The sequence below is a fragment of the Cupriavidus sp. GW823-FHT06D04 genome (assembly GCF_058795055.1).
In genome coordinates this window covers 19,039-42,859 of the sequence record NZ_JBXAHL010000025.1, presented here as the reverse complement: position 1 = coordinate 42,859, position 23,821 = coordinate 19,039, and the positions used below count along the sequence as shown (strand labels likewise).

Sequence of the window (23,821 nt, the reverse complement as noted above, 5' to 3'; positions counted from 1 at the left end):
TGGCTGCCTTACTTGCTCGACGGATACGAGCCCAGCACCTTCAGGTAGGCCGCATTGCGGCGCAGCTCTTCGATGGCGCGCGCCACTGCCGGCTCATGCTGGTGCCCTTCCACGTCGACGTAGAAGTAGTACTCCCACGCGCCGCTGCGCGCCGGGCGCGACTCGAAGCGGCACATCGACACGCCGTTCTCCGCCAGCGGCGCCAGCAACTGGTACACCGCGCCAGCCTTGTTGGGCACCGACAGGATCATCGAGGTCTGGTCGCTGCCCGACGGCTCGGTCTCATAGCGGCCGATCACGGCAAAGCGCGTGCGGTTGTGCGGATCGTCCTGGATATGCGTGCGCACGATATGCAGGTGATAGCGGTTGGCGGCGGACTCGCCGGCAATCGCAGCCACGGTCGGGTCTTCGCTGGCCATGCGCGCGGCCTCGGCATTGCTCGATACCGCCTGACGCTCCAGGTGCGGGTAGTTGGCGGTCAGCCAGTGCTGGCACTGCGCCAGTGCCTGCGCATGCGCGCGCACCACTGTTACGCCCTGCATGTCGGGCGTGGATGCCATCAGGTTGTGATGCACCTTGAGCGCAATCTCGCCGCTGATCTTCAGCGAAGTCTGCAGGAACAGGTCGAGCGTGCGCGACACCGCGCCCTCGGTGGAATTCTCGACCGGCACCACGCCGTACTCGACCGTGCCGGCCTCGACGGCACGGAACACCTCGTCGATGCTCGGGCAAGGCACGCCCGACACCTCATGGCCGAAGTGCGCATACAGCGCCTGCTCGGAGAACGTGCCGGCCGGGCCGAGGAAAGCCACTTCCAGCGGCTTTTCCAGCCCGCGGCAGGCGGACATCACCTCGCGCCAGATCGCCGCCACGCTTTCTCCCAGCAGCGGGCCGGGGTTGGCGCCCTGCACCTTGCGGATCACCTGCAGCTCACGCTCCGGGCGGAACACCGGCGCGCCGTACTTCTTCTTTACCTCGCCGACCTCGAGCGCCAGTTTGGCGCGGCGGTTCAGCATCGCCAGCAGTTCGCGGTCAACGGTGTCGATCTGCTCGCGCAGCGGGCTCAGCTCGACCGACAGCTTGCGCTCGGCTTCGCTCAGGTGGCTGTCGTTCTGCTGCTCATTCGGCGGCGTCTCCTCGCGCGCGGGGGTGCGGTCTTGGCTTGTCATTTTGTATGAATCCGGTGGGCCGCCGGGGCGCGGCGGCCGGAGAAAAACTGACCGCTGCCTGCCGGCGCACTGTGCCTGACGTGCGCGGGCAGCCAGCAGGAATGCGCGTCAGGCGGACGTACGCTCGAACTCGCGCATGAAATCGACCAGCGCCATCACGCCTTCCAGCGACATCGCGTTATAGATGCTGGCGCGCATGCCGCCCACAGTCTTGTGTCCCTTGAGCTGCACCAGGCCGTTGGCCCGCGCCTGCTGCAGGAAGGCCTCATTGCGCGATTCGTCGCCCAGGAAGAACGGCACGTTCATGCGCGAGCGGCAGCTCGGATGGATCTCGTTGCGATAGAAATCGCTCTGGTCCAGGTAGTTGTACAGCGCCGACGCCTTGGCGATATTGCGCTGCTCGATCGCGGGCACGCCGCCCTGGCGCTTGAGCCATTTGAAGACCAGGCCGGCGATATAGATCGCATAGGTCGGCGGCGTGTTGTACATCGAGTTGTGCTCGGCCACCAGGCGCCAGTTGAATGCCGACGGGCACAGCGGGTGGGCATGGCCGATCAGGTCATCGCGCACGATCACGATGGTGACGCCGGCCGGGCCGATATTCTTCTGCGCGCCGCCGTAGACCACCTGCACGCGCGACCAGTCGATCGGGCGCGACAGGATATGGCTGGAAGCGTCCGCCACCACGATGCGGTCGCCCTTGACCTGGCCGATATCGGGAATGTTCTGGAACTCCACGCCGACGATGGTCTCGTTGGTGCACAGGTGCACGTAGCCGGCATCGTCCGACAGCTTCCAGTCCGCGACGTCGGGGATGCGGTGGAATTTCTGCGCCTCGCTGGTGGCCGCGATATTGACCGCGCCATAGCGGCGGGCTTCCTGCTCGGTCTTGACCGACCAGGTGCCGGTGACGACGAAGTCAGCCTTGGGCGCGTCGGCGCTGCGCAGGCGCATCAGGTTCAGCGGCACGATGCCGTTCTCGCCAATGGCGCCGCCCTGCAGGAACAGCACATGGAAGTTGGAGGGAATATGCAGCAGTTCGCGCAGGTCCGCGATCGCTTCGGCCTGAATGCCCTCGAACTCGCGGCTGCGGTGGCTCATCTCCATCACCGAGACCCCGGTCCCGCGCCAGGACAGCATCTCCTCCGCAGCCTGTTGCAGCACTTCGGCAGGCAGCACAGCCGGGCCGGGCGAGAAGTTGTAGACGCGTTCGGCCAATGCACGCTGCATCATGCCGGCAAGAGCGGGATTCTGGGGATCGTTCATGAGACGGAGAATGGAAAAATGGCTGCCGGTGTTACCCAAGCAGCCATTATCCCTCAAAACCCGCGCCCCGTTGGGCACCCGGGGCCCGGCCCCGGTGCCGCACCGGCCTGCAAGGCTGCAGGTGGGCGGCGGTCTGAGTCAGTCGCGGATCACGCCAGCATCACTTCGAAGCGGCGGTGATTTCCTTCTCGGCGGCGTCGCGCATCGACTTGCCGACCTGCGGGCCGTACTTCTGCATCATCGAGCCCCAGATCTCCTGGGTCGCTTTGCCCTGGTTGGCCATGAACTTCTGGCCGGTCGGCGACTTCAGGAAGGTGGTCAGGTCCTTGAGTTCCGCCGTCGAGTAGTACTTACCAAAGGCATCGTAGTGCGCCTGGATCGCGTCCTTGCGGAAGCCATCGGTGCTGAACGCCGAACCGGCGCCGTCAACCATGCGCTGGACCGCGCCGTTCTTCTTCAGCTTTTCGACAGCGGCCTGCTTCTGCTTGTCGTTCAGGGTCTTGTTCTCGACCAGCACTTGTTCCAGCACCAGCGGAGCTTCCTGCTTGGCGCCTTGCTGCCAGTTTTCGGCCTGGCCCTTGACGGCCTGGTCCGCCTGCATGACGGAAAGCAGTTCCTTGATGGCTGCTGTCTTTTCCGCATCCTGCGCGTGTGCATGCTGCGCCATCATGAAGGTCGGAACGAAAGCAGCCAGAACAGCGATACGTCGATAGGTTTTGAGCATTGTGACTCCCTGGTAAATACGTCCGTTTTAGTCCGGACAGCCGCGAGGCGAGTTCCGGCTGGCGTCCTATTGTTGCAACAATTTACGATTTATCTTACGGATTAGCGTCCGCGTCGGCCCCGGCAGCACCTTCTGCGCCGTCGGCGTCTTCAGCCTCTTCGCCACCTGCGCCGTTGTCGGCATCGCTTTCGACGATGCGCTGCAGCCCGGACAACTTGGTGCCTTCGTCAACGTTGATCAGCGTGACACCCTGCGTGGCGCGGCCCATTTCGCGGATTTCGGCCACGCGGGTACGGATCAGCACGCCACCGGTGGTGATCAGCATGATCTCGTCCTCGGGCGAAACCAGTGCTGCCGCCACCACACGGCCATTGCGCTCGCTCGTCTGGATCGCAATCATGCCCTTGGTGCCGCGGCCGTGTCGAGTGTACTCAGCAATGGGGGTACGCTTGCCATAGCCGTTCTCGGTCGCGGTCAGCACGCTGCCGCGCACGCCCGCCTCAGCCTCTTCGGCGGTCTCGGCCGGCGCCACCAGCATGGCGATCACGGTCTGGCCGTCTTCAAGGTTCATGCCGCGCACGCCGCGCGCCTGGCGGCCCATCGGACGCACGTCGTTCTCGTCGAAGCGCACCGCCTTGCCGGCGTCGGAGAACAGCATCACATCGTGCTGGCCATCGGTCACGGCCGCGCCGATCAGGTAGTCGCCCTCGTCCAGGTCGACCGCGATGATGCCGGCCTTGCGCGGATTGGAGAACTCGGTCAGCGCGGTCTTCTTGACCGTGCCGCGGGCTGTGGCCATGAAGATGAAGTGCTCGGCGTCAAACTGCTTGACCGGCAGGATCACATTGATCTTCTCGCCTTCGGACAGCGGGAACATGTTGACGATCGGGCGCCCGCGCGAGTTGCGCGAACCCTGCGGCACCTCGTACACCTTCAGCCAGTAGAGCCGGCCGCGGTTGGAGAAGCACAGGATGTAGTCGTGGGTATTGGCCACGAACAGCGTGTCGATCCAGTCGTCTTCCTTGGTCGCTGCCGCCTGCTTGCCGCGCCCGCCACGCTTTTGCGCGCGGTACTCGGAGATCGGCTGGCTCTTCATATAGCCGCTGTGCGACAGCGTGACCACCATATCCTGCGGGGTGATCAGGTCTTCGGTATCCAGCTCGGTCGCGTTCAGCTCGATCTGCGAACGGCGTTCATCGCCAAATTCGGCGCGGATCGCGGTGAGTTCGTCGACGATGATGGTAGTAATACGCTCCGGCCGCGCCAGGATATCCAGCAGGTCGGCAATTACCGCCATGATGTCGCGATATTCCTGGACGATCTTGTCCTGTTCCAGCCCGGTGAGGCGTTGCAGGCGCATTTGCAGGATTTCCTGCGCCTGGCCATCGGACAGCCGGTACAGGCCATCCGCCTGCATGCCGAACACGGGCGGCAGCCCGTCCGGACGATAGGAGGCGCGCCCGCCCGGCGTCTCGCCTTCGGCGCGTGCAAGCATGTCGCGGACCAGGGCCGAATCCCATGCCTTCGCCATCAGTTCCTGCTTGGCGATCGGCGGAGTCGGTGCGGCTTTGATGATGGCGATGAATTCGTCGATGTTCGCCAGCGCCACGGCCAGGCCTTCCAGCACATGGCCGCGCTCGCGCGCCTTGCGCAGCTCGAACACCGTGCGGCGGGTGACGACTTCGCGCCGGTGCGCCAGGAAGTACTCCAGCATCTGGCGCAGGTTCAGCAGGCGCGGCTGACGATCGACCAGCGCCACCATGTTCATGCCGAAGGTGTCCTGCAGCTGGGTGTTCTTATACAGGTTGTTGAGGACAACCTCAGGCACCTCGTTGCGCTTGAGTTCGATCACCACGCGCATGCCGGACTTGTCCGACTCGTCGCGGATGTCGGAGATGCCCTCGACCTTCTTTTCAGTGACCAGTTCGGCAATGCGCTCAAGCAGGGTGCGCTTGTTGACCTGGTAGGGCAGCTCGTCGACGATGATGGCCTGGCGCTGGCCGCGGTCGATGTCCTCGAAGTGCGTCTTGGCCCGCATCACCACGCGGCCGCGGCCGGTGCGGTAGCCTTCGCGAACGCCCTGGATACCATAGATAATCCCGGCGGTCGGAAAATCCGGCGCGGGAATCAATTCAATCAGTTCATCCACCGTGGCCTGCGGGTTGCGCAACAGGTGCAGGCAGCCGTCAACGATTTCATTCAGGTTATGCGGCGGGATATTGGTGGCCATGCCCACCGCAATACCGGACGAACCGTTGATTAGCAGATTGGGAATACGCGCCGGCAGAATTGAAGGCTCTTTTTCAGAGCCGTCGTAGTTGCTGTCGAAATCGACGGTTTCCTTGTCGATGTCGAACAGCATCTCGTGGGCGATTTTCGCCAGGCGGATTTCGGTATAACGCATGGCCGCGGCGTTATCGCCGTCGACCGAACCGAAATTGCCCTGGCCGTCGACCAGCATGTAGCGCAGCGAGAAATTCTGCGCCATGCGGACGATGGTGTCGTAGACTGCGGTATCGCCGTGCGGGTGATACTTACCGATCACATCGCCGACGATACGGGCCGACTTCTTGTAGGCCCGGTTCCAGTCGTTGTTGAGCTCGTGCATCGCAAACAGCACGCGCCGGTGCACCGGTTTCAGGCCGTCCCGCACATCAGGAAGCGCCCGACCCACGATCACGCTCATGGCGTAATCAAGATAGGAGCGGCGCATTTCCTCTTCGAGGGAGACCGGAAGGGTTTCTTTTGCGAATGGATCCATTGCGGCGTGGTTTATGCGGCAGGTTTAAGCGAATGACAGGCCCTTTAGCGCGCGGCACAGTGGGCGCCTGACGGCTGGGCAACGTGCCATTCTAACATGCCGCCACCCCCCGCCTCCCGCTCTCCGGACAGCCCTTACGCGCACCTCCCGAGGCCCTGACTGAAACCTGGAATCCCTGATGCCACAAGGCTTTGCGGGCGACACAAGACCCGTGTTGCACAAACACCACAGGCCCAAAACCCATGCGGCGAATCGAATATATTTACTTCTTAGGAAACGACCCTTGTGGCACAATTCCCCAGCGAAGAGCCAGACATTGTTCGAAGTGGAGCATCCACCACATCGAGAATGTTATACTCCGAAGAATGTATGACTTGTTTTCGTCCATTTGCTCGCAGTAACCCTGCGGTGATCTCATCCTGAGAGGAGAAATATGAAAAAATTTGCCAAGCTCGCGCTCGTTGCAGCTACCGCAGTAATGGCTGCATCCGCTCAAGCTCAGTCCGTCCCTTATGAAAAGAAGGCAGTGAACGACAACTGGGGCAACGGTACGAGCGAGTACGTGTGGAAGAATGGCACGAACGAGCTCTGCTGGCGCGACAGCTCCTGGACCCCGGCCACGGCCAACGCGCTGTGCGACGGCGCCCTGGCCCCGGCCGTAGCGGCACCGGCACCGGCCCCGGTGGCCCCGCCGGTCGTCTCGAGCGAGAAGGTCACTTTCGCTGCTGACACCCTGTTCGACTTCGACAAGGCTGTCCTGAAGCCGGAAGGCAAGGCCAAGCTGGACGACCTGGTCTCGAAGCTGCAAGGCATCACCCTGGAAGTCATCATCGCCGTTGGCCACACCGACTCGTTCGGTTCGGACAAGTACAACGATCGCCTGTCGATCCGCCGTGCTGAATCGGTCAAGGCTTACCTGGTGAGCAAGGGCGTCGAAGCCAACCGTGTCTACACCGAAGGCAAGGGCAAGCGCCAGCTGAAGGTCGATCCGAAGTCGTGCAAGGGCAACCGCAAGTCCCAGATCGCCTGCCAGCAGCCGAACCGCCGCGTGGAAGTCGAAGTGGTCGGCACCCGCAGCGCACGTTAATCGGATCCCTTCCGATGAAGAAAGCCCAGCGCAAGCTGGGCTTTTTTTTTGGTACAGTTGCCCGGACTGTCCTCTCTTCCCTTCACACCGCCGGCGCGGCTAGTGCCGCCGGCCCCGCATACGATGACGTTGCAATCGCAAACCCTTTCCGCAGCCGACGCCGCCAATCAGGACCAGCCGCGCCGCAATGCCGATCCGAAGGAAATCGACAAGTTCAGCGAACTGGCCCACCGCTGGTGGGACCCGGAAAGCGAGTTCAAGCCGCTGCATGAGCTGAACCCGCTGCGCCTGGGCTGGATCGACGGCATCGCCGGCCTGGCCGGCAAGCGCGTGGTCGACGTGGGTTGCGGCGGCGGCATCCTGTCCGAAAGCATGGCGCGCCTGGGCGCCACGGTACGCGGTATCGATCTCTCGACTAAGGCACTGAAGGTGGCAGACCTGCACAGCCTGGAGTCCGGCGTTGCCGTCACCTATGAGGAGATCGCCGCAGAAGCGCTGGCCGCGCGTGAACCGGCCAGCGTGGATGTGGTGACTTGCATGGAGATGCTGGAACATGTGCCCGATCCGGCATCGATCGTGCAAGCCTGTGCGACGCTGGTGAAGCCCGGCGGCTATGTGTTCTTCTCGACCATCAACCGCAACCTGAAGGCCTACCTGCTGGCCATCGTCGGCGCGGAATATGTGCTCAACATGCTGCCGCGCGGCACGCACGACTACGACAAGTTCATCACCCCGTCTGAGCTCGCGCGCTTTGCCCGCCAAGCTAGGCTGGACCTGGTGGAAATGCGCGGCATGACCTACAACCCGCTGTCGCAGGTGTATGCGCTGGGCCGCGACACCGATGTGAACTACATGATGGCGTTCTGCCGGGTGGCAGCATGACGGCCGGCATCGCTGGGGTCTTCTTCGACCTGGACGGCACGCTGGCGGACACCGCGCCGGACCTGGCGGCTGCCGCCAACCGGCTGGTCATCGAACGCGGCCATCCGCCGGTGGCCTATGAGAAACTGCGTCCCGTCGCCTCGCACGGCGCGCGCGGACTATTGGGTGCAGCCTTCGGGCTGCGCCCGGAGGACGCTGAGTTCCCGGCCCTGCGCGACGTCTTCCTCGACTACTACGAGGCCGACATCGCGGTCCACACGCGCCTGTTCGACGGCATGCCGCAAGTGCTGGCCGCGCTCGAGGCAGCGGGCATCCCGTGGGGGATCGTCACCAACAAGATCGCACGCTTCACCGTTCCGCTGGTCGCCGCGATCGGCCTGGCCCCGCGCGCCAGCGCCGTGGTCAGCGGCGACACCACGCCCCACGCCAAGCCGCACCCCGCCCCGCTGCTGCATGCCGCGGCAAGCGCCGGCGTCGACCCGCGCCAGTGCGTCTACGTGGGCGATGACCTGCGCGACATCCAGGCCGGCAAGGCCGCCGGCATGATCACCGTCACCGCCGCCTATGGCTATTGCGGTGACGCCGAGCCGCCCGAGACCTGGGGCGCCGACCACCTGATCCGCCACCCGGCCGAGCTGATCCCGCTGCTGGTGCCCGCCGCGGTCGCCTGATTGTGTCGCAGGGGTGTCCTGGCCGCGCCAGGAACTCCCCGCGACAGCTTGCGTCCAACCGGGTACAATCCATCTTCCTCACTGGGGCCGACCTGGTTTCGACGTGGGTTACAAAGCAGTGGAGGGCATACCGAGGACCCGTCACCTCGTTAATCAATGGGAATGCAATAACTGCTAACGACGAACGTTACGCACTGGCCGCTTAATTGCGGCCGTCCTCGCACTGGCTCGCTGACGGGCTAGGGTCGCAAGACCACGCGAGGTCATTTACGTCAGATAAGCTCCGGAAGGGTCACGAAGCCGGGGACGAAAATTTAGTGACTCGCCGTCGTAGAGCGTGTTCGTCCGCGATGCGCCGGTTAAATCAAATGACAGAACTAAGTATGTAGAACTCTCTGTGGAGGGCTTACGGACGCGGGTTCGATTCCCGCCGGCTCCACCAGTATTCAGTCCGATGCAGTACAAAGAAGTCCGGAAAGCCCCGTAGATCCTAGGTCTCCGGGGTTTTTTCTTGCCTGTTTGTTCCTCATTGTTCCAAGGGAATCAGGGGGTAAGTGGGGGTTATTTTTGGGGTAAGATGCGCACACGACGCCTCACGTACCCCCACATGTCACTGACAAACACAGCGATCCAGAGCGCGAAAGCTACCGACAAGCCACAGAAGCTGTTCGACGGTAATGGGCTGTTTTTGCTCATAGCCCCCAGCGGGGGTAAATGGTGGCGGCTCAAATACCGGTTTGGGGGTAAGGAAAAGCTTCTGTCGCTCGGAACCTACCCCGAGGTCTCCCTGAAGGACGCGAGAGAGCGCCGCGACGCGGCCAGGAAGCTCTTAGCTGACGGGGTCGACCCGGGAGACGCCAGGAAGGCAGAAAAACGCACAGCTCGGCTTAACGCCGAGAATTCCTTTGAGGCCATCGCGCGCGAGTGGCACACGAAATTTTCCCCGGATCTCTCTGAGTCGCACGCCAAGCGAAACCTGCGGCGTCTTGAGGTCCATGTCTTTCCCTGGCTCGGCGGCAGACCGATTGCCAACATCGAACCGCCCGAGGTCCTCGATGTACTGCATCGCATCGAGAAAAAGGGAACCCTTGAGACCGCCCACCGGGTTCGCGTAGTCATCGGCCAAGTCATGCGCTATGCGATTGCCACCGGACGAGCAACTCGGGACGTCAGTGCGGACCTCCGCGGCGCCATACCGCCAGCCAAGGTTAGGCATCACGCAGCAGTAACCGACCCCAAGCAAATCGGCGGACTATTGCGCGCGATCGAAGGATATGAAGGCACCGCGGTCGTGACGGCGGCTCTGCGACTTGCGCCCCTGCTCTTCCAGCGACCGGGAGAACTGCGCCAGGCAGAGTGGGCAGAGCTCGACCTGGACGGCGCGATGTGGACCGTCCCGTCCGCGAGAATGAAGCGCAAGAAAGCGGGCAAGGAGTTTGGGCCGGACCATCTCGTGCCGCTCTCGAAACAGGCCGTGGCGATCCTCCAAGAACTCCAGGTGATTACTGGCCAAGGTAGGTTCGTTTTCCCAAGTCTCCGCAGTCCTCAGCGACCGATGAGCGACATGGCATTGAGCGCGGCATTCAAGCGGATGGGCTTTGACTCTGACACTGCCCTCCCCCATGGCTGGCGCGCGACGGCCCGCACACTAGCTGTCGAGGCGCTGTCCGTCCCTGCCGAGATCGTCGAGCTGCAGCTGTCGCATGAGGTGCGAGACAGCCTGGGCCGCGCGTATAACCGTACGCAGTGGCTCGATCAGCGACGCGATCTCATGCAGCGCTGGGCCGATTACCTAGACTCCCTGAAGACTTCGAATACGCAAGTCTGACACCATGGCTATGAGCGAACCCGACTACAAGTACTGGGCCACCCTAGACACATGGAACATGACTGAAGCCGCCCTGTTGATCGATGGAAAAGATCCACTCGAGCACAAGAGCAACGGCCCTTCAGTCCGCAATGGAGACCACGGGTACGAGAGCGCTTATAAAATCTGGGACGCCTTCCACAGAACGAACTGGAAGACCCTCTTTGGCGGTGAGGCAAAGAAGGGCCGGCTTCCCCCGCGCTGGGTGCTGTCGGTGGCCAAGAAGAAGGGGTTCGACGTCCCGCTAGAGCTGCTACAGCACCTACAGCCCAGCGGCGACGAATCGAATGCCCCAGAGCAGACGTTGCGCGCGTCAGCAGACACCAAAGAGCGCAACACCATGCTGAAGCTGATACTCGGGCTCGCCCATGCCGGCTTCAACGTTGATCTCGACGGCAATAGGAACACAAAGGCAAAGCAAATGCGCGAGGCCCTGGAGCGCTGCGGCCTTGGCGTCGACGACAGCACCATCAAGAAGTATCTCGACGAGGCCAGGCAGCTCCGCAGGCGGGTCCTCGCGGAGCGCGATTCCACCGACTAGAGCGCGAGGGTGTGTGTGGATCGGTGTGGATCGGTGTGGGTGCGTCTGGATGCGTTTCTGTGAACGTGACACACAATCGGAAACATCAAACCACCCGCTATCCCTTATGGGATAAGGGACCACACCCGATTTCACATTTTCTTTGGATAGTCGGACAGTAGCCGCTCTCGCAACACTACGATCACTGCCATGTTCCGGGATGTGCCCGGGGAATCCAGTCAGAGGAAACATGGCAGAACGCATCCATTCAGCGCAGACCATCCTGCGCCGCAAGCAGGTGGAGCAAGAGACCGGGCTTTCGCGCTCGACCATCTACGCCCGCATCAAGCTCGGAACCTTTCCCGCACCGATCCCGCTCGGTCCGCGTTGTGTGGGCTGGCGCCGCGGAGCCATTGACGCCTTCCTGGCGAACCCTGCCGGCTATCGCGCAGCGTAATGGGCCCGGCCAAGCTCGGTGCAAGCAGTTCGGCGAGGCTAGCGCTTACGGGCCCTCGTTACGGGCGGTGTCGACTCTTCCGGCGCTCCCTCGAGCTTTCTCATGACGAGATCAAGCTTGGCGCTCAGGTGTTTGGTTTCCTTGAGCAGAAAATCCACCACTCCTTCTGCGTCACCCCTCGCAAAGCTGGCGGCCAGGCGACTGACGACTTCGGCATTGATCGAGCGTCCGCTCTGGGCAGCAGCTTCCGCGAGCTTCTCTTTAAGCTCCGCCGGCAGCCGCAGTTTCATTTGGGGATCTTCACGTGTCATAGCAAGGATGATGATGGACCACGGTGGTGTTGACAATGGCACCACGGTGGTCCATACTGAAGTCATGAACCACGGTGATCCACCCGGAGAACAGATGAAGCAACAAGACTCGCAGATGAAGATCCGGCTACCGCTCAGTCTCAAATTTTGGCTTGTCAGCCAAGCACGGCTGAACCGTCGAAGTGTCAATGCTGAAGTGGTCTATCAGCTGGAAAGTGTGAAGACAAAAGAAAACGCCCCGGCGGCGGCAACCGTCGAGGCGTTGGATGCGAAGTGAACCCCTTGTCCAAGGAACACACATCATGAGAAATGTTAGCACAGCGCAAGCGCAGCGCAAGAGCAATCCCGTAGTCACGCTGTTTCCCAAGTCCGGAGCGCGTCTCAGCAGGACTAGGATCATCCTTGAGTCTGAGATCAGAAGACCTGGGGAGGCAGCAATCCGACAGCTCATCGCCGGAGAGGCGAGGTCGGAGTTCCCGAATCGTTCAGTGATCGCGAGTGCCGAGGACCTCCTCGCCGATCTCGAATTGCTGCCTCCCGTAGCACAAGTTTCCCGCGAGCAGTTTGTCGTCTTCGCAAACGGCATCGCCGCGGTATCGCGACTGATCGCACTTCGCCTGGCGGAACGCACCCCCGATCTCGAAGCCATCGCACACGCATCCTGGCTGATCGCCGATCTTGCCAACGTTGTCGAGGATGAGCTCGATCGAGGCTGAACAGGCCCCAGGGGGACGGCAGTGAATTTTTACAAGCGCCACATCGGCGACTACATCAAGGACGCCGCGCACCTGACTCTGCTCGAGCACGGCATCTATGCGCGCCTGATGGATGTCTACTACACGAAAGAGTCCGGGATTCCCGATGGACAGGCTGCGCGCCTAATCGGCGCCCACTCGAAGGCCGAACAGCAGGCCGTCAAGAACGTGCTCACCGAGTTCTTCCGCTTGGTTGATGGCGTATGGACCCAGAGGCGTTGCGAGGCTGAGATCTTGGCAGCGAATGCTCAAGCGGAAGCAAACCGGAACAACGGCAAAAGAGGGGGGAGGCCCAAGCGAACCGATACCGACGAGAAACCCAATGGGTTTAATCTGGGTTCTGATTCGGAAAGCGAAAAAAACCTTAGCCAGACTCCAGACTCCATTACTAAAGAACCCCCCATACCCCCCAAGGGGGGCGAAACACCGGCCGACGACAAGACTGCCAAACCGAAGCGCACTGCCATAGGCCTACTGTCGTTCCTGCAGTCTTGCAAGCAATCCGGGAGGAAGCCGATCCCCGAGGGAGATCCCGTGTTCGCCTACGCCGACCAGGCCGGCATTCCGCTGGAGTTCCTGCGCCTGCACTGGCTCGAGTTCAAGGCCCGGTATGCCCATCCTGACGCCAAGCGGTACAAGGACTGGCCGGCAGTGCATCGCAAGTCGGTGCGCGGCAACTGGTTCCGGCTGTGGTTCATCGCCGGTGATGGCGCTATCGCGCTGACCACGGTTGGCGAGCAGGCCAAACGCGTGCATGGAGAGGCTGCATGAACGCCCCAATGCCAGAAATCCGAGGCGACGACCGCCTCACCGCGGTGCCATCTGAACATGCCGTCCTTGGCGCGCTGCTCATCGACAACGACTGCTTCGACCGTCTTGGCGACCTACGGGCCGAGCACTTCAGCGTTGGCGACCACCGGGCGATCTTCGCTGAACTGGCCAGCCAGATCGCTGCGGGCAAGCCGGCCGATGCCGTCACGGTGTTCGATCGTCTGCAGGCCAGCCGCCAAAGCGCAGCAGATCTTGGATATATCCTGGCGCTGGCCCAGAACACGCCTGGCTCGGCCAGCGCCGGCCGTCACGCCGCCATCGTCCGAGAGCGCGCCATCCGCCGCGCCCTAGTGGCGCTCGGCGACGAGCTAGCCCACGAAGCCAAGCAGTCCGCCGAGGATGCTCCGGACCTTATCGACCGCGCCACCAGCCGCCTGGAGGGCATCGCCCAGGCGCGAATGCGCCGTGAGCCGACCCATGTCGGGGCAAGCCTTATCGAGCATGCGAAGATCCTTGCCGACCGCGAGACGGACGCCGTCCGGGCGACGCCGACCGGCTTCCGCGACGTTGACGCGATGCTGAACGGCGGCCTGCGCCCCGGTGAGCTGGTAGTCGTGGCCGCGCGCCCGAAGATGGGCAAGACTGCGTTTGCGCTGAACGTCGCCTCGCACATCGCCCGTGGCAAGCAGGTGCTGGTCCAGTCGATGGAAATGCCCAAGGCGCAGCTAAACGACCGCAACCTGGCCGCGATCGGCCACATCCCGCTGCCGCACCTGCTGAACCCGAAGCAGATGCTGCCGGACGAGTGGACGCGCCTGTCGGAAGCCATGGAGGCGCTCGAAAAGATGGGGCTGTGGCTGGACGACCAGGGCGGCCTGCGGCTGATGGACGTCCGGATGAAGGCCAAGCAGGTGAAACGCAAGGCCGGGCTCGACGTGATGGTGATCGACTACCTGCAGCTCATGGAAGGCGACGGCGACAATCGCAACGCTCAGATCGAAGGCATCACCCGTGGCCTGAAGGCGCTGGCGCTGGAGCTGGGCATCACGATCATCCTGTTGTCCCAGCTCAACCGGGAGCTCGAGCGGCGCCCCAACAAGCGCCCCCAGCCGTCCGATCTGCGCGACTCGGGTGCCATCGAGCAGGACGCTGATGTGGTCATCTTCCTGTACCGCGACGACGTCTACAACCCGGACACGGGCGACAAGGGCATCTGCGAGGTGGACGTAGCGCTGAACCGGCAAGGCGAATCTGGCCGCGTGGCGCTGAAATACGTCGGCGCCGAGACTAGGTTCGAGACGCTGGCCGCTCCGTGGCATCCGATCGCACCGAAACGCCACTCACCCCCGTCGCGCGGCTTCGATTGAGGGCAACACATGTCGACTCACCCGGGCGCGCGGCGTCGACGCATGAGTGTAAGTCTGGGGTAAGCCCAAGCTTGACTGTCAGATGGGTCAGGCTTGGGCGTCAGAATACGGTCGGTTGATCAGTTTATGGACACCAAGCAACCGTCATCTAGACCCATACCTGACATCGGGGCCCGTCAGCGCGGCTTCCCTGACTTGTATGGCTTGAGCTGACCGCTCATTGCGTCGGTCATGATGGCCCATATTACGGAGCCCTCAGTAGCGCGGGTTGTATCGCTCTGGAGAACCTGGCTGTTGACGGTAATCTTGGACTTGACAAACGTGCAGGGTGCCTTGCAGGTGAAAGTGTGCCGGGCTGGTCCTTGCACCACGGCTACCGTGTATGTGCCGTCCTTCTCGCCGAGATAGCGGACCATTAGAAGCGCGGAAGTAAGCTTGCCGGCCTTCTGATCGTCCTCGCTTACCCCCTTCTCATATCCGTATTCGCCGTCTTCCTCGATCGCGTAGAAATGCGTTGGCTTCGGAGGTGGCGGTGGCGTCTGCGCTACCACTTCCGCGGCAGGGGCGGTTTGAGGGGGCGCCTCTGCGGTCGTCTCAGCCTTCCCGCACCCAAAAAGAATCAGCACCACAGCGGCGCCGGCAAGAACTCGCATACGGACCTCCCCTTGTTGTTTTGCGCATTGTAGGCGCCCCCTAATGCTCCCGATGAACCCTACATCGGGAGGGAGTAGTGGCGCCCCAGCGCGGGCGCTGACGAGGGGCCCGACGCCCTCACCACGATCGGCGATAGTCCCGGACCGCGCGGAGCATCTCGTTCATGCGACGCACATGTTCGAGCCACTCCGCAGACCGGAGGCCGTGCTTGAGGGCGTTCTGCGACGATATGGCCTTACCCTCCTCGCTTATCGGCCCGGTTGACCGCTCCCATGGCTTCCAGCGCCTGATTGCTTCCGCCTGTTTGGCCCGGCGTTCCGGGGTCCAGCCATTCGCCATTGCTCGCCTCCAATAGTTCGTTCGATCGTCCGGGCTCTTCCGCGCGCGCGCGCGAGGCGGCCGGGGGCGACGTCCCAGCACCGTTGTTCACCTGCTGCGGCCCATTCGCGTTGTTCTGCTGCCGGATGAATGCCACCGAGCGAGGATTCTTGATCTCACCCAGCACCTTCGCCGTGCTCGCGCACTGCGCTTGGGCCTTCAGCGCCAATCGGAGAATCGCCTCCTTCGCCTGAAACCCGGAGGTTTCGAGGGCCTTCATGCTCATGTGATTGAATAGCGCGTCCAAGGTCATCGCTTGGGTGACCAGCATCGACTCGATCCCAGAGAGGTCGCCGCCGGCGACGGCCTTGGTCTGCTCACGCAGCCTTTTCACGTAGGTGGTGATGTCCGCGTCGTCAGCCAGATATGACGTGAGCTTACGGGACGTGATTGCGCCCCTGGTCACGGGGTTCACCGCGTGCCTGACGATGGCATCAGCGCTGCTTTCACCATCCTTTCGCACAATAGTGAGTGTGTTCTGAGGGCGCTCCGGCGGGGCAACCGCGGCCCCGCCCTCCTTGCTGGCCTCTGTCTCCTTTGCCTTTGCCTTTCCCATACCCTCTCGCTATCAGATTTCAGTGCCGGCAGGGAGAGCGCGCTGATAGCGCCCCACCCGCCCAAGCGGTTATGGCCTCACAACGCCGGGACGGATTCCGGGTTGTGGTTCTTGGCCGAAACGGTCATGGAATACCCATGGTCCACGCTCATCGAGCGGGTGATGGAGTCGACGTAATAGTCCTGGTCGAACTTGGTGCCGGTGCCGTCAAGCCGCACCATGGCCGTTTGTGTCAGGATATTGTCGGCCGGCAGGCGCGCCCAAAGCTTCATTTCGTGCTGGGTGATCTCGCGGTGGGTCTTCTGGGCGAGTTGCGTCGTGGCTTCCTGCGTCAGGCCGCCCCGTCTGATGGTGTAAATCTGGCGGCTGGGCGATGCTTGGCCGGGTTGCGTCGTCTTGCTTTTGCTCGGGTAATAGGCGGTGAAGCCCTTTCCCTGCTTGGAGTTCCACGAGCGGACCACGACTGTCACGCCCTTGGCGACGTTCATGCTGCGCGACAGGTTCAGGTCTTGCACATTTGCCGACGGCAGGCCGTTCTCGCCGACCTCCCAGCGAATCGCATACGGATCGCCCTGCTCATCCGGTCGCGGCTCGAAATGCAGTGTCGTGCCCCGGACATAGCACAGGAACCCTTCGTTCTCCGCGAGGTAAGTCAGGAGATCCCACTCGCTGCGCTCGTCGGTCATGCTGACATGGTCATAGGCGTAAAACGTACCTGCCGGCGTCTTCGTTGCGGGCCCAGATACCGTCAGCCCGTGGGCCTCGGCCAGCTTCGTCGCGATCTGCGACGACGTCAGGTTCTGAAACTGCACCGACGTCTTGGTATCGATGAATGCCGCGGTCAAGTCACGGCCGTTCAGCGTGAGGGCAGTAGCGACTGGGTCGTATTCGACGTCATCGACCTGACCATAGATCAGGCTTATGAGGTCGGCCTCGCTGAAATTCTGCGGATCGGCGGGGAAGCCGGCGAAGATCTCGACGAAGGCCTCTTTCTGGTCAGATAGCCAGTTCGCGTCGGTCTCTGCCGGCAGAGCGGTCGCCGCGAAGGTCACGCGAAAGGTGTCAGCCTGGTAGTGGGTATTGTTGTTCACGGACCAGCTTACCCATGCCGGGACGATGACCCCTGCCACCTTCACGATTGCGCGCGGCTGGCGGGCGGCTGGCTGTATGGGGAGAGTGTTGAGCATATCTGTTCCTAGTTGTGTTGCCGGCCCCATCCAAGCGCCGCCGGCCAGCGCGCAACATGGTCAGCCGCCCGAGGCTGGCATGATTCGGAGTATCGTCAAGTCAGATTGGCACGGGCGGCCAGGTGATCGTCGATGCCGTCAGGTCCACGCGGTACAGTGCGACGCGGTACTGCTTCCACGCTTTCAACGCCGCGGCCTCCGCAGCAGTGGCGACCTCCAGGTCGACTGCGTCCTGCAGCGGAGCCACTCGCTTAGAGGCAACGCTAAGCAGCATGTCGCGCTGCGCCATCATCTCCTCCACGGTCGGCTCAACCGGTGTCGGCACCGGTGCCGAAAACGCGCCATCGACGTACGTCCAACCCTGCTCCGGTTTCGGATCGACGTCAGTGATCTCGACCAACCGCGCAAGGAATGCCTCCGTGAAACGGGCTTCGATAGGAATCTCGAGGTCGCCGTTAAGCAGCGGCGCAATGATCTCGTACACCACGCCCTCATTGATGTGTGCAAACGTCTTCATTATGCGTACTCATAGATGATGACAGTACCTGCCGAACCAGCGGCACCAGGAACAGTCGAACCGTTGATGACGGACACCCCGCCACCGCCGGAACCGTAGCCGACACCAAGGTTGCCAGACAGACCAGAACCTTGACCAACGCCACCACCGCCGCCAAACGCGCTGTCAGCACCATCGCCGCCGAGCGCTTGTCCGGTACCGACGCTGTTGCCAGTAGTGATACCGTAGCGGCCTTGCTTCCCTTGGCCCCACGTAATGAGGCCCGAGCCAGTTGGGCTAAGTGCGGCAGTGCCGCCAGGCGCGATAGCAACCTGAGACACAGTGTAAGTTGCGTTGCCAGCGCTACCGGAGCCGCCTGGAATGGTAACCAGAGCACCCACCGACGTCGTGCCGCCGTTGCCGCCGTTGCCGCCAGCATTACCACCAGCGCCAGCCGCTCCGACCGTGATGGCGAGCGACGAGAAGCCAGACGAATAGGTCGCCTTGGCATATGCGCCACTACCACCGCCGCCGCTAATCGACACCGCACTCGTTGTCGAGGTTGCCCCAGAGCCGCCACCACCACCGACAGCTTCGACGACGATCGCAGTCGTAGCCGCCAGGGCTGTGAATGTGGCCGCTCCGGTCGTAGTTGCCGCACCACCATTTACGGACACCTGCTGTGTGCCGCCAGCGTTGCGCGTGTAGGCGGTCGTACGCAGCAGGCGGCCAGTAGCCTGCGAGATTTGCAGGTACCGCGCGTCAGCTGTCGACTGACTGATTTTCTGCAGCAGTGTCTCAGTGAGAAACGGAGCGCCCACGGCTTGCGCAATGTTTCCCGCGGTGATCGTCGTCTGGCCGTTGGCCACCGTCACGACGTATAGGCCCGTGTAGCCGGCATCTGGCGCCGGCGTGGTCTGGCTGCCGGTCGTGGCCGCGATGCCGGCTTTGGCCGTGATGTTGACGATCCCCTTGCGGACCGTTGCCTGCTGCGCACCGGAGTTGCCAGGACCAGACCAGGCCTGCTGAGGATTTGACGCATTGTAGTAGGGTAGCGCGACAAGGCTTTCGTCGACCTCTTGAAACGCAGCCTGCACCAAGTAGTTCACGCTCTGACCTGCGGTCACCGGGGCCGGACAGGATAGATTGACCACGTCAAGCGACACGCCCTGCTTGAGCACCTGGTGAGCGGTATCAGCGGGCAGTTCGCCATACGCCGTGGCGTCGACGTTCGCCAGTGCGTACATCTCGCCCGGGTTCACGTTCACCTGCAGCGACGCCGGGCTGGTCGGAACGGTGGCCAACCCATTCACCACCGTCGCGGTACCGAGCATGGCCGCCGCCAGCTTGGCGATCGCAACGATCGTATAGCGGTTGGTGTTGAGGAGGTCGGTACTCAGGGGTACCTGGCCCGGATAGATAATTTGTCTGTCCATTGATGTTCCTTGGGTTCCTACTGATCGGCGCGCGCCGCGTCGTTTTCGTCCGTCTTCCCAGGTTGCGGCATGCCGCCATACGGCATACCCCCGCCGTAGCGCGGCACGAGAGTTCCGTCCGCGAGCTCGACGGTAGCCAGCTCACGCTTGCTTTCGTCCGCCGGTGGGTTCATTGCGTCGTGGTTCATCTCGCCTCCTCGTTATTGACCGTGCTTCATGCGAAGCTGCGTCTGCGAGATTTCTCGTTGCGAGAAGCCAAGCCGCTCGATGAGCGGAGCGAAAATCTTGTCTTGAGCGACCGCAAATCGAAGAATTCGGTCGCGGGGCACGTCCTTGAACGAATGCTGCGTAACGACCGTCGCAAACTGGATGTTCTTGGCGGCCCATTCGATCGATTGCCGGCCGAGTTGAATTGCCTCTGCCTCGATGGGATTCTCAGCCCGTCGAGAGTCTTCCCACACCCGTCGGAAATACGTCTTCTCGACGTCCGTCTGGGGGATCGGACTGCGCAGGATTGCCAGCGCCATGCGCTCAGCGTCGCTTCCTGGCTGCCTGGACTGCTCCATAAATTCGGTCCGCGTTCTGACGTCTTGCCGAGACCACCAGTCGCGGATCTCGCGGTCTTCGAGATGCGCGACGCTGTGTGTTCCCTCGATCTTCGGAATGCGGATGATCGCTTGCTCGCGCTCGTTGATTTCCGACTCATATGTGGAGGCGAGGCTCCAAGCCCCGAGCAGCCGAAGATGGGCAGTCTCTGCAACTGGCAGGATATGCTCGGCACGTCCCAAATCGCTGAGCCTTTGATCAGCCCGGATGGACTTAAGCTTGCCGGACCACTCGTCGACAAGAGCCCACATGCTTTTGCCAAGCTCCATCACCTTCTCATTCGCGCCGGTCTGGTCGGGAAATGCGGGGATGTCGAACCTATGCCCTGAGACAACGGTAACCGATTGGTCCTTCGAGAAGTCTTCGTAGAATTCCATGTTGTTTCTCCGGAACGACGTACGTTAGCTTTTGAGGCTGCGGATGATTTGGTTGTGCTGTGCCATCGCGCGGTCGACAAGGCCGCCATGCAGCTGCTCAGTCAGGAACTCCCAGTGGGGCGCGACTTCAGCAACTCCGGCGAAACCGCGACCGGCTTCGATGGCGGCTACGTTTCCATTCGAGAGCGCCATGTCGTAGGCTTTAAGTTGAACCCAAGCTTCCAGGTAGGCCTTCGCGGCGGCCGCATACGCTTCGCCGGCTTCGCGCCTGGCTGCAATAACTTCGCTGATGGTGGTCTTCATGTTCGATTCAGGGATTCATTTCGGGGACGGGAACCCGTGCACATGAGGCACGGAGGAGGCAGAGCAGCGTGGACTGCAGGTGGTCAACGTGAATGACCATTGGAGGCTTGGCAGCCGTATCGCCGCCGACGGCGCTGGAGCGCAGCTCGACGGTGGAGGTATCGGCGCCTTGCGCGAGAACGAACTGGATCATTCGTCGCCCCCCGAGGTGAGGATGTACCTGGCCACGCCATGGTGGATGAAGCCATCGCTGTCGACCGCGGTAATTCGCTCAACGACGATTCGATAGCCCAAGGCCAGGAGTTCTCGAACTCGCGCGGCCGGATGGCTAATGCCCAGCGCGCGGAGGTTGTAGGTCGTTTTCGGGGAAGACCGCAGGAACTCGAGCACGCGTTTTCGTTGCGCCTCGCTGCTCATGTCCCTATCATTGACCTTGGTGGCCTTCTGGGTCGCGCTCTGGCAGGAGCTGCGGCCCTTTTCGTTTGTGGTGGTCATATATGCCGGCCCCTTATGCGTGGGCCTTGGCGGCGCGCGCAGCAATCCATGCATCGAGGTCGCGCTCGAGAAATATGGTGGTGCGCGGACCGGTTTTGATCGGACGCGGGAAGTCGGATTCTTTTTTGACCTTGGCCCACAGCGTGGAAACGCCGATACCAAGCTTCAGAGCCGCTGCGGCGGGGCGCAGTGCGCGCGAGGAAGGCTGTGACATGTGCGAAGCTCCTTGATTGTCACCAAGGCTCGCGCTGCCACAGAAATGAAAAAGGGAAGCGTGAGCCGCTGCTCGTCGCTTCCCTTCCAGGGACTTATGAGTTTGCTTCTGCGGAGGGCATCCACCCGACCTATTCGGTCCGTGCCGCAGTACCTCAACTCAAGCTACTGGGTCTTAGTATGCACCATAAAGTCTGGGTATACAACTATCGCTAAATTATTCAGGTGTCAGCGTGAGAGGCCATAGTGGCCTTCAGCACGCAGGTACTGATAAAGCGTTTCACGCGAGATCCCGAAATCGCGCGCGACAACCGCCTTTTTCTCTCCGGCGGCAATGCGCGCCTTCAATGCTTCGACCTGGTCGGCATCGAGTGAGGGCTTACGGCCCTTGTAGACGCCGTTCTTTTTGGCGATCGCGATACCTTCACGCTGACGCTCGCGGATCATTGAGCGCTCAAACTGAGCAAAGCCGGCGAGCATGGTCATCATCAAGTGCGCCATCGGATCGGCGCTATTACCACTGAACGAAAGGCGCTCTTTCACAAACTCGACCGTCACGCGCTTGTCGTTCAGCTCGCGCACCAGGCGCAGCAGATCCTCGGTGTTGCGCGCCATGCGGTCCATTGAGTGGACGACCAAGGTGTCACCATCGCGCACGTACTTGATAGCCTCCATCAGCGCCGGCCGGTTCGTGTCCTTCCCCGACGCCTTGTCCTCGAATACACGGTCGAGATGCTCGCCGTCGAGCTGGCGCTCCGTGTTTTGGTCAAGGGTCGATACGCGCTTGTAACCTACTCGTTGATGCTTGCTCATTTCTCGCCCCCCCGGTTCAGGCAGTCATCAGCTCGGCGGCCAGCTTAGCGGCGGCGATCGCGCCGGCGGCTTGCTTGGCGGCGCGGGCGGCCGCCAGTTCCTGCTGGCGCTTGCCCTCGGCGACCATCTCACGCGCTTCGGCGGGGGCGATCTTCGAAATGCCCTGATGGGGCACAAACGCATAGAACTGCTCGCCGCGCAGGAGGACATATGAGTCGGGCGCGCGGTCTCCAGGGGTGGCGACAGCGGCGATGACCGTCAGGCCTTTGATGAAGCCAACATTCACGACCTGGCCCTTTTCCCATGCTTGCTTGGTCTTCTTGATCATGATCTCTTCCCTTGTTGTTTTTCGTTGATGTCAGGTTAGATTCTAGAGCCATTTCGTATGATGTCAAGAATTTTATTAGGCAACCCTATACTGACACTTTTGAGCGCACCCCTGACAGTCAGGAACGAGTACACCTCAGCCTGACGCAACGTCCGTACGAGGCCCCCACGACCCGTGGCAACCAGATGGCAACCTTGGCCTTTGAGTCAAACGGGGCCCGCCAGCCATGGCGCCGCCGATCGGTGGGGGGAGCGATTCCTTTAGGGACTCAAAAAACTCGGCACCGCCCCCCTTTTTATGGACTCCGAAAACCCCCAGGCCGCGAAGGTCGTTCATGGGGTTAATTTTCAAAGGCGCTCGGACCTGCGGAGCGCGTCGACGCCGAACGGGGGATTGCATGGGGTTGTTTTCGCAAATGGCAGTCGCCCGCTCGGAGACAGTCGGCTTCCGTGGTAAAACCGCCCCATTCGCCTCCTCATCCTTCTTTACCCATGAATAGATCCGCGCGCGAGCCTACGAACAGCAATCCTCCCAGACCGTTCCTGAAAGATCTTCCGGCCGACGTCGCCACGCACCTGACCACCGCGCTATCTTCGACCGGTGCCACGATCACGCAAGGCGTAATGACTTGGGGGTTCGAGGTTATCAAGCACCTAGCTGTCATTAATGCAGCAGGGCTTGCGGGAGCCACAGCACTCTATAGCGCCACCCCAGCCAAGGCCGCCGCAACAGCGGCCATCCATTGGTTTCTCGGGGGATTGCTTGTCGCGATTGTGACCATGGTGTCCATCTTCTTTGTTGGAATTGCCGTTTCGTTTCGCTACCAGAAGAAGATGATGCAAATATTTGCCAACTTAGAACCCCTGGACGCCATGAAGCTGCCCATTGGGCTCTGGGTTGCGACCGTCGCGAACTGGCTCTTGGCGGGAGGTTCAATCGCTGCCTTCGTGGCGGGACTGTTGGCCCTGCTCAACGGAGTTCCAAAGTAATTGGTGCTCGCATCCCGATCGGCAAGTCAACTCAGCGGTGATGGGGGTATCTATGGGGGTAACTTTTGAAAATTATTTTCGAACCCTAGCCACCACCAAGCGTCTTACGCGAATATTCTGTTGACGCCGGCTCCACCAGTATTCAGTCCGATGCAGTACCAGCAGGTCTAGAAACCCGCGATAGCCAAAGGCTTCGCGGGTTTTTTCTTTGGCCGCCGGATCCCCCGCTATCTATTTCCCAGGACGCCGCGTTTGCAGTTGTTTGCAGTCATGTCCCCAGCGCTGGCCTACGCTGGAATTGCTGCAGGCCGGGCCACGCACGGCGTCAGCATCACAGTGCTCCACAGGCGGACTGGCCTGGCACCGGCTCCCCCGTTGCCAG

General features: G+C 61.9%; 29 protein-coding genes and 1 other RNA gene. 12 read left to right on the top strand and 18 right to left on the bottom strand.

Annotated features, from left to right (window positions below):
* Positions 1–8: 8 nt before the first annotated feature.
* From pheA to gyrA, 4 genes are all read right to left on the bottom strand, one after another.
* A complete protein-coding gene (pheA, locus tag AC1Q7H_RS25900; protein WP_010812960.1) occupies positions 9–1,169 on the bottom strand; it encodes a prephenate dehydratase in 1,161 nt (386 codons plus the stop codon).
* 108 nt (positions 1,170–1,277) lie between these two features.
* Positions 1,278–2,435 (bottom strand): 3-phosphoserine/phosphohydroxythreonine transaminase, encoded by a 1,158-nt coding sequence (gene serC / locus AC1Q7H_RS25895; protein ID WP_013955843.1) that lies wholly within the window; start codon positions 2,433–2,435, stop codon positions 1,278–1,280.
* A 160-nt stretch (positions 2,436–2,595) separates the two neighbouring features.
* Positions 2,596–3,159: a DUF2059 domain-containing protein gene (locus AC1Q7H_RS25890; RefSeq protein ID WP_010812962.1), complete on the bottom strand. Its 564-nt coding sequence runs from the start codon at positions 3,157–3,159 to the stop codon at positions 2,596–2,598.
* 94 nt (positions 3,160–3,253) lie between these two features.
* On the bottom strand, positions 3,254–5,920 hold the full coding sequence (gene gyrA, locus AC1Q7H_RS25885; protein ID WP_436221035.1) for a DNA gyrase subunit A: 2,667 nt from the start codon (positions 5,918–5,920) through the stop codon (positions 3,254–3,256).
* Between the two features lie 433 nt (positions 5,921–6,353).
* Here gyrA and ompA point away from each other — a divergent pair, with 433 nt between their 5' ends.
* From ompA to AC1Q7H_RS25850, 7 genes are all read left to right on the top strand, one after another.
* On the top strand, positions 6,354–7,007 hold the full coding sequence (ompA, locus tag AC1Q7H_RS25880) for an outer membrane protein OmpA (RefSeq protein WP_012352078.1): 654 nt from the start codon (positions 6,354–6,356) through the stop codon (positions 7,005–7,007).
* A 123-nt stretch (positions 7,008–7,130) separates the two neighbouring features.
* Entirely contained in the window at positions 7,131–7,889 is a 759-nt protein-coding gene (gene ubiG, locus AC1Q7H_RS25875; protein ID WP_153955021.1) for a bifunctional 2-polyprenyl-6-hydroxyphenol methylase/3-demethylubiquinol 3-O-methyltransferase UbiG, read from the top strand.
* A complete protein-coding gene (gene gph / locus AC1Q7H_RS25870; protein ID WP_013955840.1) occupies positions 7,886–8,560 on the top strand; it encodes a phosphoglycolate phosphatase in 675 nt (224 codons plus the stop codon). Before ubiG ends, gph begins: the two co-directional genes overlap by 4 nt.
* 83 nt (positions 8,561–8,643) lie before the next feature.
* Positions 8,644–9,002, top strand: a transfer-messenger RNA (tmRNA) gene (ssrA, locus tag AC1Q7H_RS25865).
* Positions 9,003–9,167: 165 nt separating this feature from the next.
* Positions 9,168–10,388, top strand: coding sequence for a tyrosine-type recombinase/integrase (locus AC1Q7H_RS25860; RefSeq protein WP_492381902.1), 1,221 nt, complete (start codon positions 9,168–9,170; stop codon positions 10,386–10,388).
* Between the two features lie 10 nt (positions 10,389–10,398).
* Complete coding sequence (locus tag AC1Q7H_RS25855) at positions 10,399–10,968, top strand: hypothetical protein (RefSeq protein WP_492381901.1); 570 nt, start codon at positions 10,399–10,401, stop codon at positions 10,966–10,968.
* Positions 10,969–11,197: 229 nt separating this feature from the next.
* On the top strand, positions 11,198–11,404 hold the full coding sequence (locus AC1Q7H_RS25850; RefSeq protein ID WP_492381900.1) for a helix-turn-helix transcriptional regulator: 207 nt from the start codon (positions 11,198–11,200) through the stop codon (positions 11,402–11,404).
* A gap of 38 nt (positions 11,405–11,442) precedes the next feature.
* On the opposite strand, the gene AC1Q7H_RS25845 is transcribed toward AC1Q7H_RS25850, so the two are convergent.
* Positions 11,443–11,781, bottom strand: a complete 339-nt coding sequence (locus tag AC1Q7H_RS25845) for an Arc family DNA-binding protein (protein WP_492381899.1) — start codon at positions 11,779–11,781, stop codon at positions 11,443–11,445.
* 28 nt (positions 11,782–11,809) lie between these two features.
* Between AC1Q7H_RS25845 and AC1Q7H_RS25840 the strand changes: the two genes are divergently transcribed.
* From AC1Q7H_RS25840 to dnaB, 4 genes are all read left to right on the top strand, one after another.
* A complete protein-coding gene (locus AC1Q7H_RS25840) occupies positions 11,810–11,992 on the top strand; it encodes a hypothetical protein (RefSeq protein ID WP_492381898.1) in 183 nt (60 codons plus the stop codon).
* Between the two features lie 211 nt (positions 11,993–12,203).
* Positions 12,204–12,431: a hypothetical protein gene (locus AC1Q7H_RS25835; RefSeq protein ID WP_492381897.1), complete on the top strand. Its 228-nt coding sequence runs from the start codon at positions 12,204–12,206 to the stop codon at positions 12,429–12,431.
* A 21-nt stretch (positions 12,432–12,452) separates the two neighbouring features.
* A complete protein-coding gene (locus AC1Q7H_RS25830) occupies positions 12,453–13,241 on the top strand; it encodes a YdaU family protein (RefSeq protein ID WP_492381896.1) in 789 nt (262 codons plus the stop codon).
* The gene (gene dnaB / locus AC1Q7H_RS25825) at positions 13,238–14,608 is read left to right on the top strand and encodes a replicative DNA helicase (RefSeq protein ID WP_492381895.1); all 1,371 of its coding nucleotides are present in this window, start codon (positions 13,238–13,240) and stop codon (positions 14,606–14,608) included. The genes AC1Q7H_RS25830 and dnaB overlap by 4 nt, the downstream gene beginning before the upstream one ends.
* Before the next feature lie 176 nt (positions 14,609–14,784).
* Here dnaB and AC1Q7H_RS25820 read toward each other — a convergent pair whose 3' ends face one another.
* From AC1Q7H_RS25820 to AC1Q7H_RS25760, 13 genes are all read right to left on the bottom strand, one after another.
* Positions 14,785–15,261 carry a hypothetical protein gene (locus AC1Q7H_RS25820; RefSeq protein ID WP_492381894.1) on the bottom strand — a complete coding sequence of 159 codons (477 nt, stop codon included), beginning with the start codon at positions 15,259–15,261 and terminating at the stop codon, positions 14,785–14,787.
* Positions 15,262–15,497: 236 nt separating this feature from the next.
* Positions 15,498–16,196: a hypothetical protein gene (locus AC1Q7H_RS25815; protein ID WP_492381893.1), complete on the bottom strand. Its 699-nt coding sequence runs from the start codon at positions 16,194–16,196 to the stop codon at positions 15,498–15,500.
* Positions 16,197–16,273: 77 nt separating this feature from the next.
* Positions 16,274–17,383, bottom strand: coding sequence for a phage late control D family protein (locus AC1Q7H_RS25810; protein WP_492381892.1), 1,110 nt, complete (start codon positions 17,381–17,383; stop codon positions 16,274–16,276).
* 100 nt (positions 17,384–17,483) lie between these two features.
* The gene (locus AC1Q7H_RS25805) at positions 17,484–17,900 is read right to left on the bottom strand and encodes a tail fiber assembly protein (protein WP_492381891.1); all 417 of its coding nucleotides are present in this window, start codon (positions 17,898–17,900) and stop codon (positions 17,484–17,486) included.
* Positions 17,900–19,315, bottom strand: a complete 1,416-nt coding sequence (locus AC1Q7H_RS25800; RefSeq protein ID WP_492381890.1) for a glycine-rich domain-containing protein — start codon at positions 19,313–19,315, stop codon at positions 17,900–17,902. Before AC1Q7H_RS25800 ends, AC1Q7H_RS25805 begins: the two co-directional genes overlap by 1 nt.
* A 17-nt stretch (positions 19,316–19,332) precedes the next feature.
* Positions 19,333–19,503, bottom strand: a complete 171-nt coding sequence (locus AC1Q7H_RS25795) for a hypothetical protein (protein ID WP_492381889.1) — start codon at positions 19,501–19,503, stop codon at positions 19,333–19,335.
* A gap of 12 nt (positions 19,504–19,515) precedes the next feature.
* A complete protein-coding gene (locus tag AC1Q7H_RS25790) occupies positions 19,516–20,298 on the bottom strand; it encodes a hypothetical protein (RefSeq protein ID WP_492381888.1) in 783 nt (260 codons plus the stop codon).
* A gap of 24 nt (positions 20,299–20,322) precedes the next feature.
* On the bottom strand, positions 20,323–20,601 hold the full coding sequence (locus AC1Q7H_RS25785) for a hypothetical protein (RefSeq protein ID WP_492381887.1): 279 nt from the start codon (positions 20,599–20,601) through the stop codon (positions 20,323–20,325).
* Positions 20,602–20,608: 7 nt separating this feature from the next.
* On the bottom strand, positions 20,609–20,794 hold the full coding sequence (locus AC1Q7H_RS25780) for a hypothetical protein (RefSeq protein WP_492381886.1): 186 nt from the start codon (positions 20,792–20,794) through the stop codon (positions 20,609–20,611).
* Positions 20,791–21,096: a helix-turn-helix domain-containing protein gene (locus AC1Q7H_RS25775; RefSeq protein WP_492381885.1), complete on the bottom strand. Its 306-nt coding sequence runs from the start codon at positions 21,094–21,096 to the stop codon at positions 20,791–20,793. Before AC1Q7H_RS25775 ends, AC1Q7H_RS25780 begins: the two co-directional genes overlap by 4 nt.
* A 13-nt stretch (positions 21,097–21,109) precedes the next feature.
* Positions 21,110–21,310 carry a helix-turn-helix transcriptional regulator gene (locus tag AC1Q7H_RS25770; RefSeq protein ID WP_492381884.1) on the bottom strand — a complete coding sequence of 67 codons (201 nt, stop codon included), beginning with the start codon at positions 21,308–21,310 and terminating at the stop codon, positions 21,110–21,112.
* Between the two features lie 227 nt (positions 21,311–21,537).
* On the bottom strand, positions 21,538–22,122 hold the full coding sequence (locus AC1Q7H_RS25765) for a recombinase family protein (RefSeq protein ID WP_492381883.1): 585 nt from the start codon (positions 22,120–22,122) through the stop codon (positions 21,538–21,540).
* Positions 22,123–22,138: 16 nt separating this feature from the next.
* Positions 22,139–22,450: a hypothetical protein gene (locus AC1Q7H_RS25760; protein ID WP_492381882.1), complete on the bottom strand. Its 312-nt coding sequence runs from the start codon at positions 22,448–22,450 to the stop codon at positions 22,139–22,141.
* A gap of 491 nt (positions 22,451–22,941) precedes the next feature.
* On the opposite strand from AC1Q7H_RS25760, the gene AC1Q7H_RS25755 reads away from it, so the two are divergent.
* Positions 22,942–23,439, top strand: a complete 498-nt coding sequence (locus AC1Q7H_RS25755) for a hypothetical protein (protein WP_492381881.1) — start codon at positions 22,942–22,944, stop codon at positions 23,437–23,439.
* Positions 23,440–23,821: the final 382 nt, after the last annotated feature.

What these genes read in the sequence shown, in the direction of transcription:
- AC1Q7H_RS25765 (WP_492381883.1), bottom strand. Translation starts at nt 22,122, where the DNA reads ATGAGCAAGCATCAACGAGTAGGTTACAAGCGCGTATCGACCCTTGAC.
- AC1Q7H_RS25855 (WP_492381901.1), top strand. Translation starts at nt 10,399, where the DNA reads ATGAGCGAACCCGACTACAAGTACTGGGCCACCCTAGACACATGGAAC.
- AC1Q7H_RS25800 (WP_492381890.1), bottom strand. Translation starts at nt 19,315, where the DNA reads ATGGACAGACAAATTATCTATCCGGGCCAGGTACCCCTGAGTACCGAC.
- AC1Q7H_RS25815 (WP_492381893.1), bottom strand. Translation starts at nt 16,196, where the DNA reads ATGGGAAAGGCAAAGGCAAAGGAGACAGAGGCCAGCAAGGAGGGCGGG.
- AC1Q7H_RS25795 (WP_492381889.1), bottom strand. Translation starts at nt 19,503, where the DNA reads ATGAACCACGACGCAATGAACCCACCGGCGGACGAAAGCAAGCGTGAG.
- AC1Q7H_RS25785 (WP_492381887.1), bottom strand. Translation starts at nt 20,601, where the DNA reads ATGAAGACCACCATCAGCGAAGTTATTGCAGCCAGGCGCGAAGCCGGC.
- AC1Q7H_RS25780 (WP_492381886.1), bottom strand. Translation starts at nt 20,794, where the DNA reads ATGATCCAGTTCGTTCTCGCGCAAGGCGCCGATACCTCCACCGTCGAG.
- AC1Q7H_RS25860 (WP_492381902.1), top strand. Translation starts at nt 9,168, where the DNA reads ATGTCACTGACAAACACAGCGATCCAGAGCGCGAAAGCTACCGACAAG.
- gph (WP_013955840.1), top strand. Translation starts at nt 7,886, where the DNA reads ATGACGGCCGGCATCGCTGGGGTCTTCTTCGACCTGGACGGCACGCTG.
- AC1Q7H_RS25775 (WP_492381885.1), bottom strand. Translation starts at nt 21,096, where the DNA reads ATGACCACCACAAACGAAAAGGGCCGCAGCTCCTGCCAGAGCGCGACC.
- gyrA (WP_436221035.1), bottom strand. Translation starts at nt 5,920, where the DNA reads ATGGATCCATTCGCAAAAGAAACCCTTCCGGTCTCCCTCGAAGAGGAA.
- AC1Q7H_RS25790 (WP_492381888.1), bottom strand. Translation starts at nt 20,298, where the DNA reads ATGGAATTCTACGAAGACTTCTCGAAGGACCAATCGGTTACCGTTGTC.
- AC1Q7H_RS25890 (WP_010812962.1), bottom strand. Translation starts at nt 3,159, where the DNA reads ATGCTCAAAACCTATCGACGTATCGCTGTTCTGGCTGCTTTCGTTCCG.
- AC1Q7H_RS25755 (WP_492381881.1), top strand. Translation starts at nt 22,942, where the DNA reads ATGAATAGATCCGCGCGCGAGCCTACGAACAGCAATCCTCCCAGACCG.
- serC (WP_013955843.1), bottom strand. Translation starts at nt 2,435, where the DNA reads ATGAACGATCCCCAGAATCCCGCTCTTGCCGGCATGATGCAGCGTGCA.
- AC1Q7H_RS25840 (WP_492381898.1), top strand. Translation starts at nt 11,810, where the DNA reads ATGAAGCAACAAGACTCGCAGATGAAGATCCGGCTACCGCTCAGTCTC.
- AC1Q7H_RS25770 (WP_492381884.1), bottom strand. Translation starts at nt 21,310, where the DNA reads ATGTCACAGCCTTCCTCGCGCGCACTGCGCCCCGCCGCAGCGGCTCTG.
- AC1Q7H_RS25760 (WP_492381882.1), bottom strand. Translation starts at nt 22,450, where the DNA reads ATGATCAAGAAGACCAAGCAAGCATGGGAAAAGGGCCAGGTCGTGAAT.
- ubiG (WP_153955021.1), top strand. Translation starts at nt 7,131, where the DNA reads ATGACGTTGCAATCGCAAACCCTTTCCGCAGCCGACGCCGCCAATCAG.
- AC1Q7H_RS25845 (WP_492381899.1), bottom strand. Translation starts at nt 11,781, where the DNA reads ATGACTTCAGTATGGACCACCGTGGTGCCATTGTCAACACCACCGTGG.
- ompA (WP_012352078.1), top strand. Translation starts at nt 6,354, where the DNA reads ATGAAAAAATTTGCCAAGCTCGCGCTCGTTGCAGCTACCGCAGTAATG.
- pheA (WP_010812960.1), bottom strand. Translation starts at nt 1,169, where the DNA reads ATGACAAGCCAAGACCGCACCCCCGCGCGCGAGGAGACGCCGCCGAAT.
- AC1Q7H_RS25805 (WP_492381891.1), bottom strand. Translation starts at nt 17,900, where the DNA reads ATGAAGACGTTTGCACACATCAATGAGGGCGTGGTGTACGAGATCATT.
- AC1Q7H_RS25810 (WP_492381892.1), bottom strand. Translation starts at nt 17,383, where the DNA reads ATGCTCAACACTCTCCCCATACAGCCAGCCGCCCGCCAGCCGCGCGCA.
- AC1Q7H_RS25820 (WP_492381894.1), bottom strand. Translation starts at nt 15,261, where the DNA reads ATGCGAGTTCTTGCCGGCGCCGCTGTGGTGCTGATTCTTTTTGGGTGC.
- AC1Q7H_RS25850 (WP_492381900.1), top strand. Translation starts at nt 11,198, where the DNA reads ATGGCAGAACGCATCCATTCAGCGCAGACCATCCTGCGCCGCAAGCAG.
- dnaB (WP_492381895.1), top strand. Translation starts at nt 13,238, where the DNA reads ATGAACGCCCCAATGCCAGAAATCCGAGGCGACGACCGCCTCACCGCG.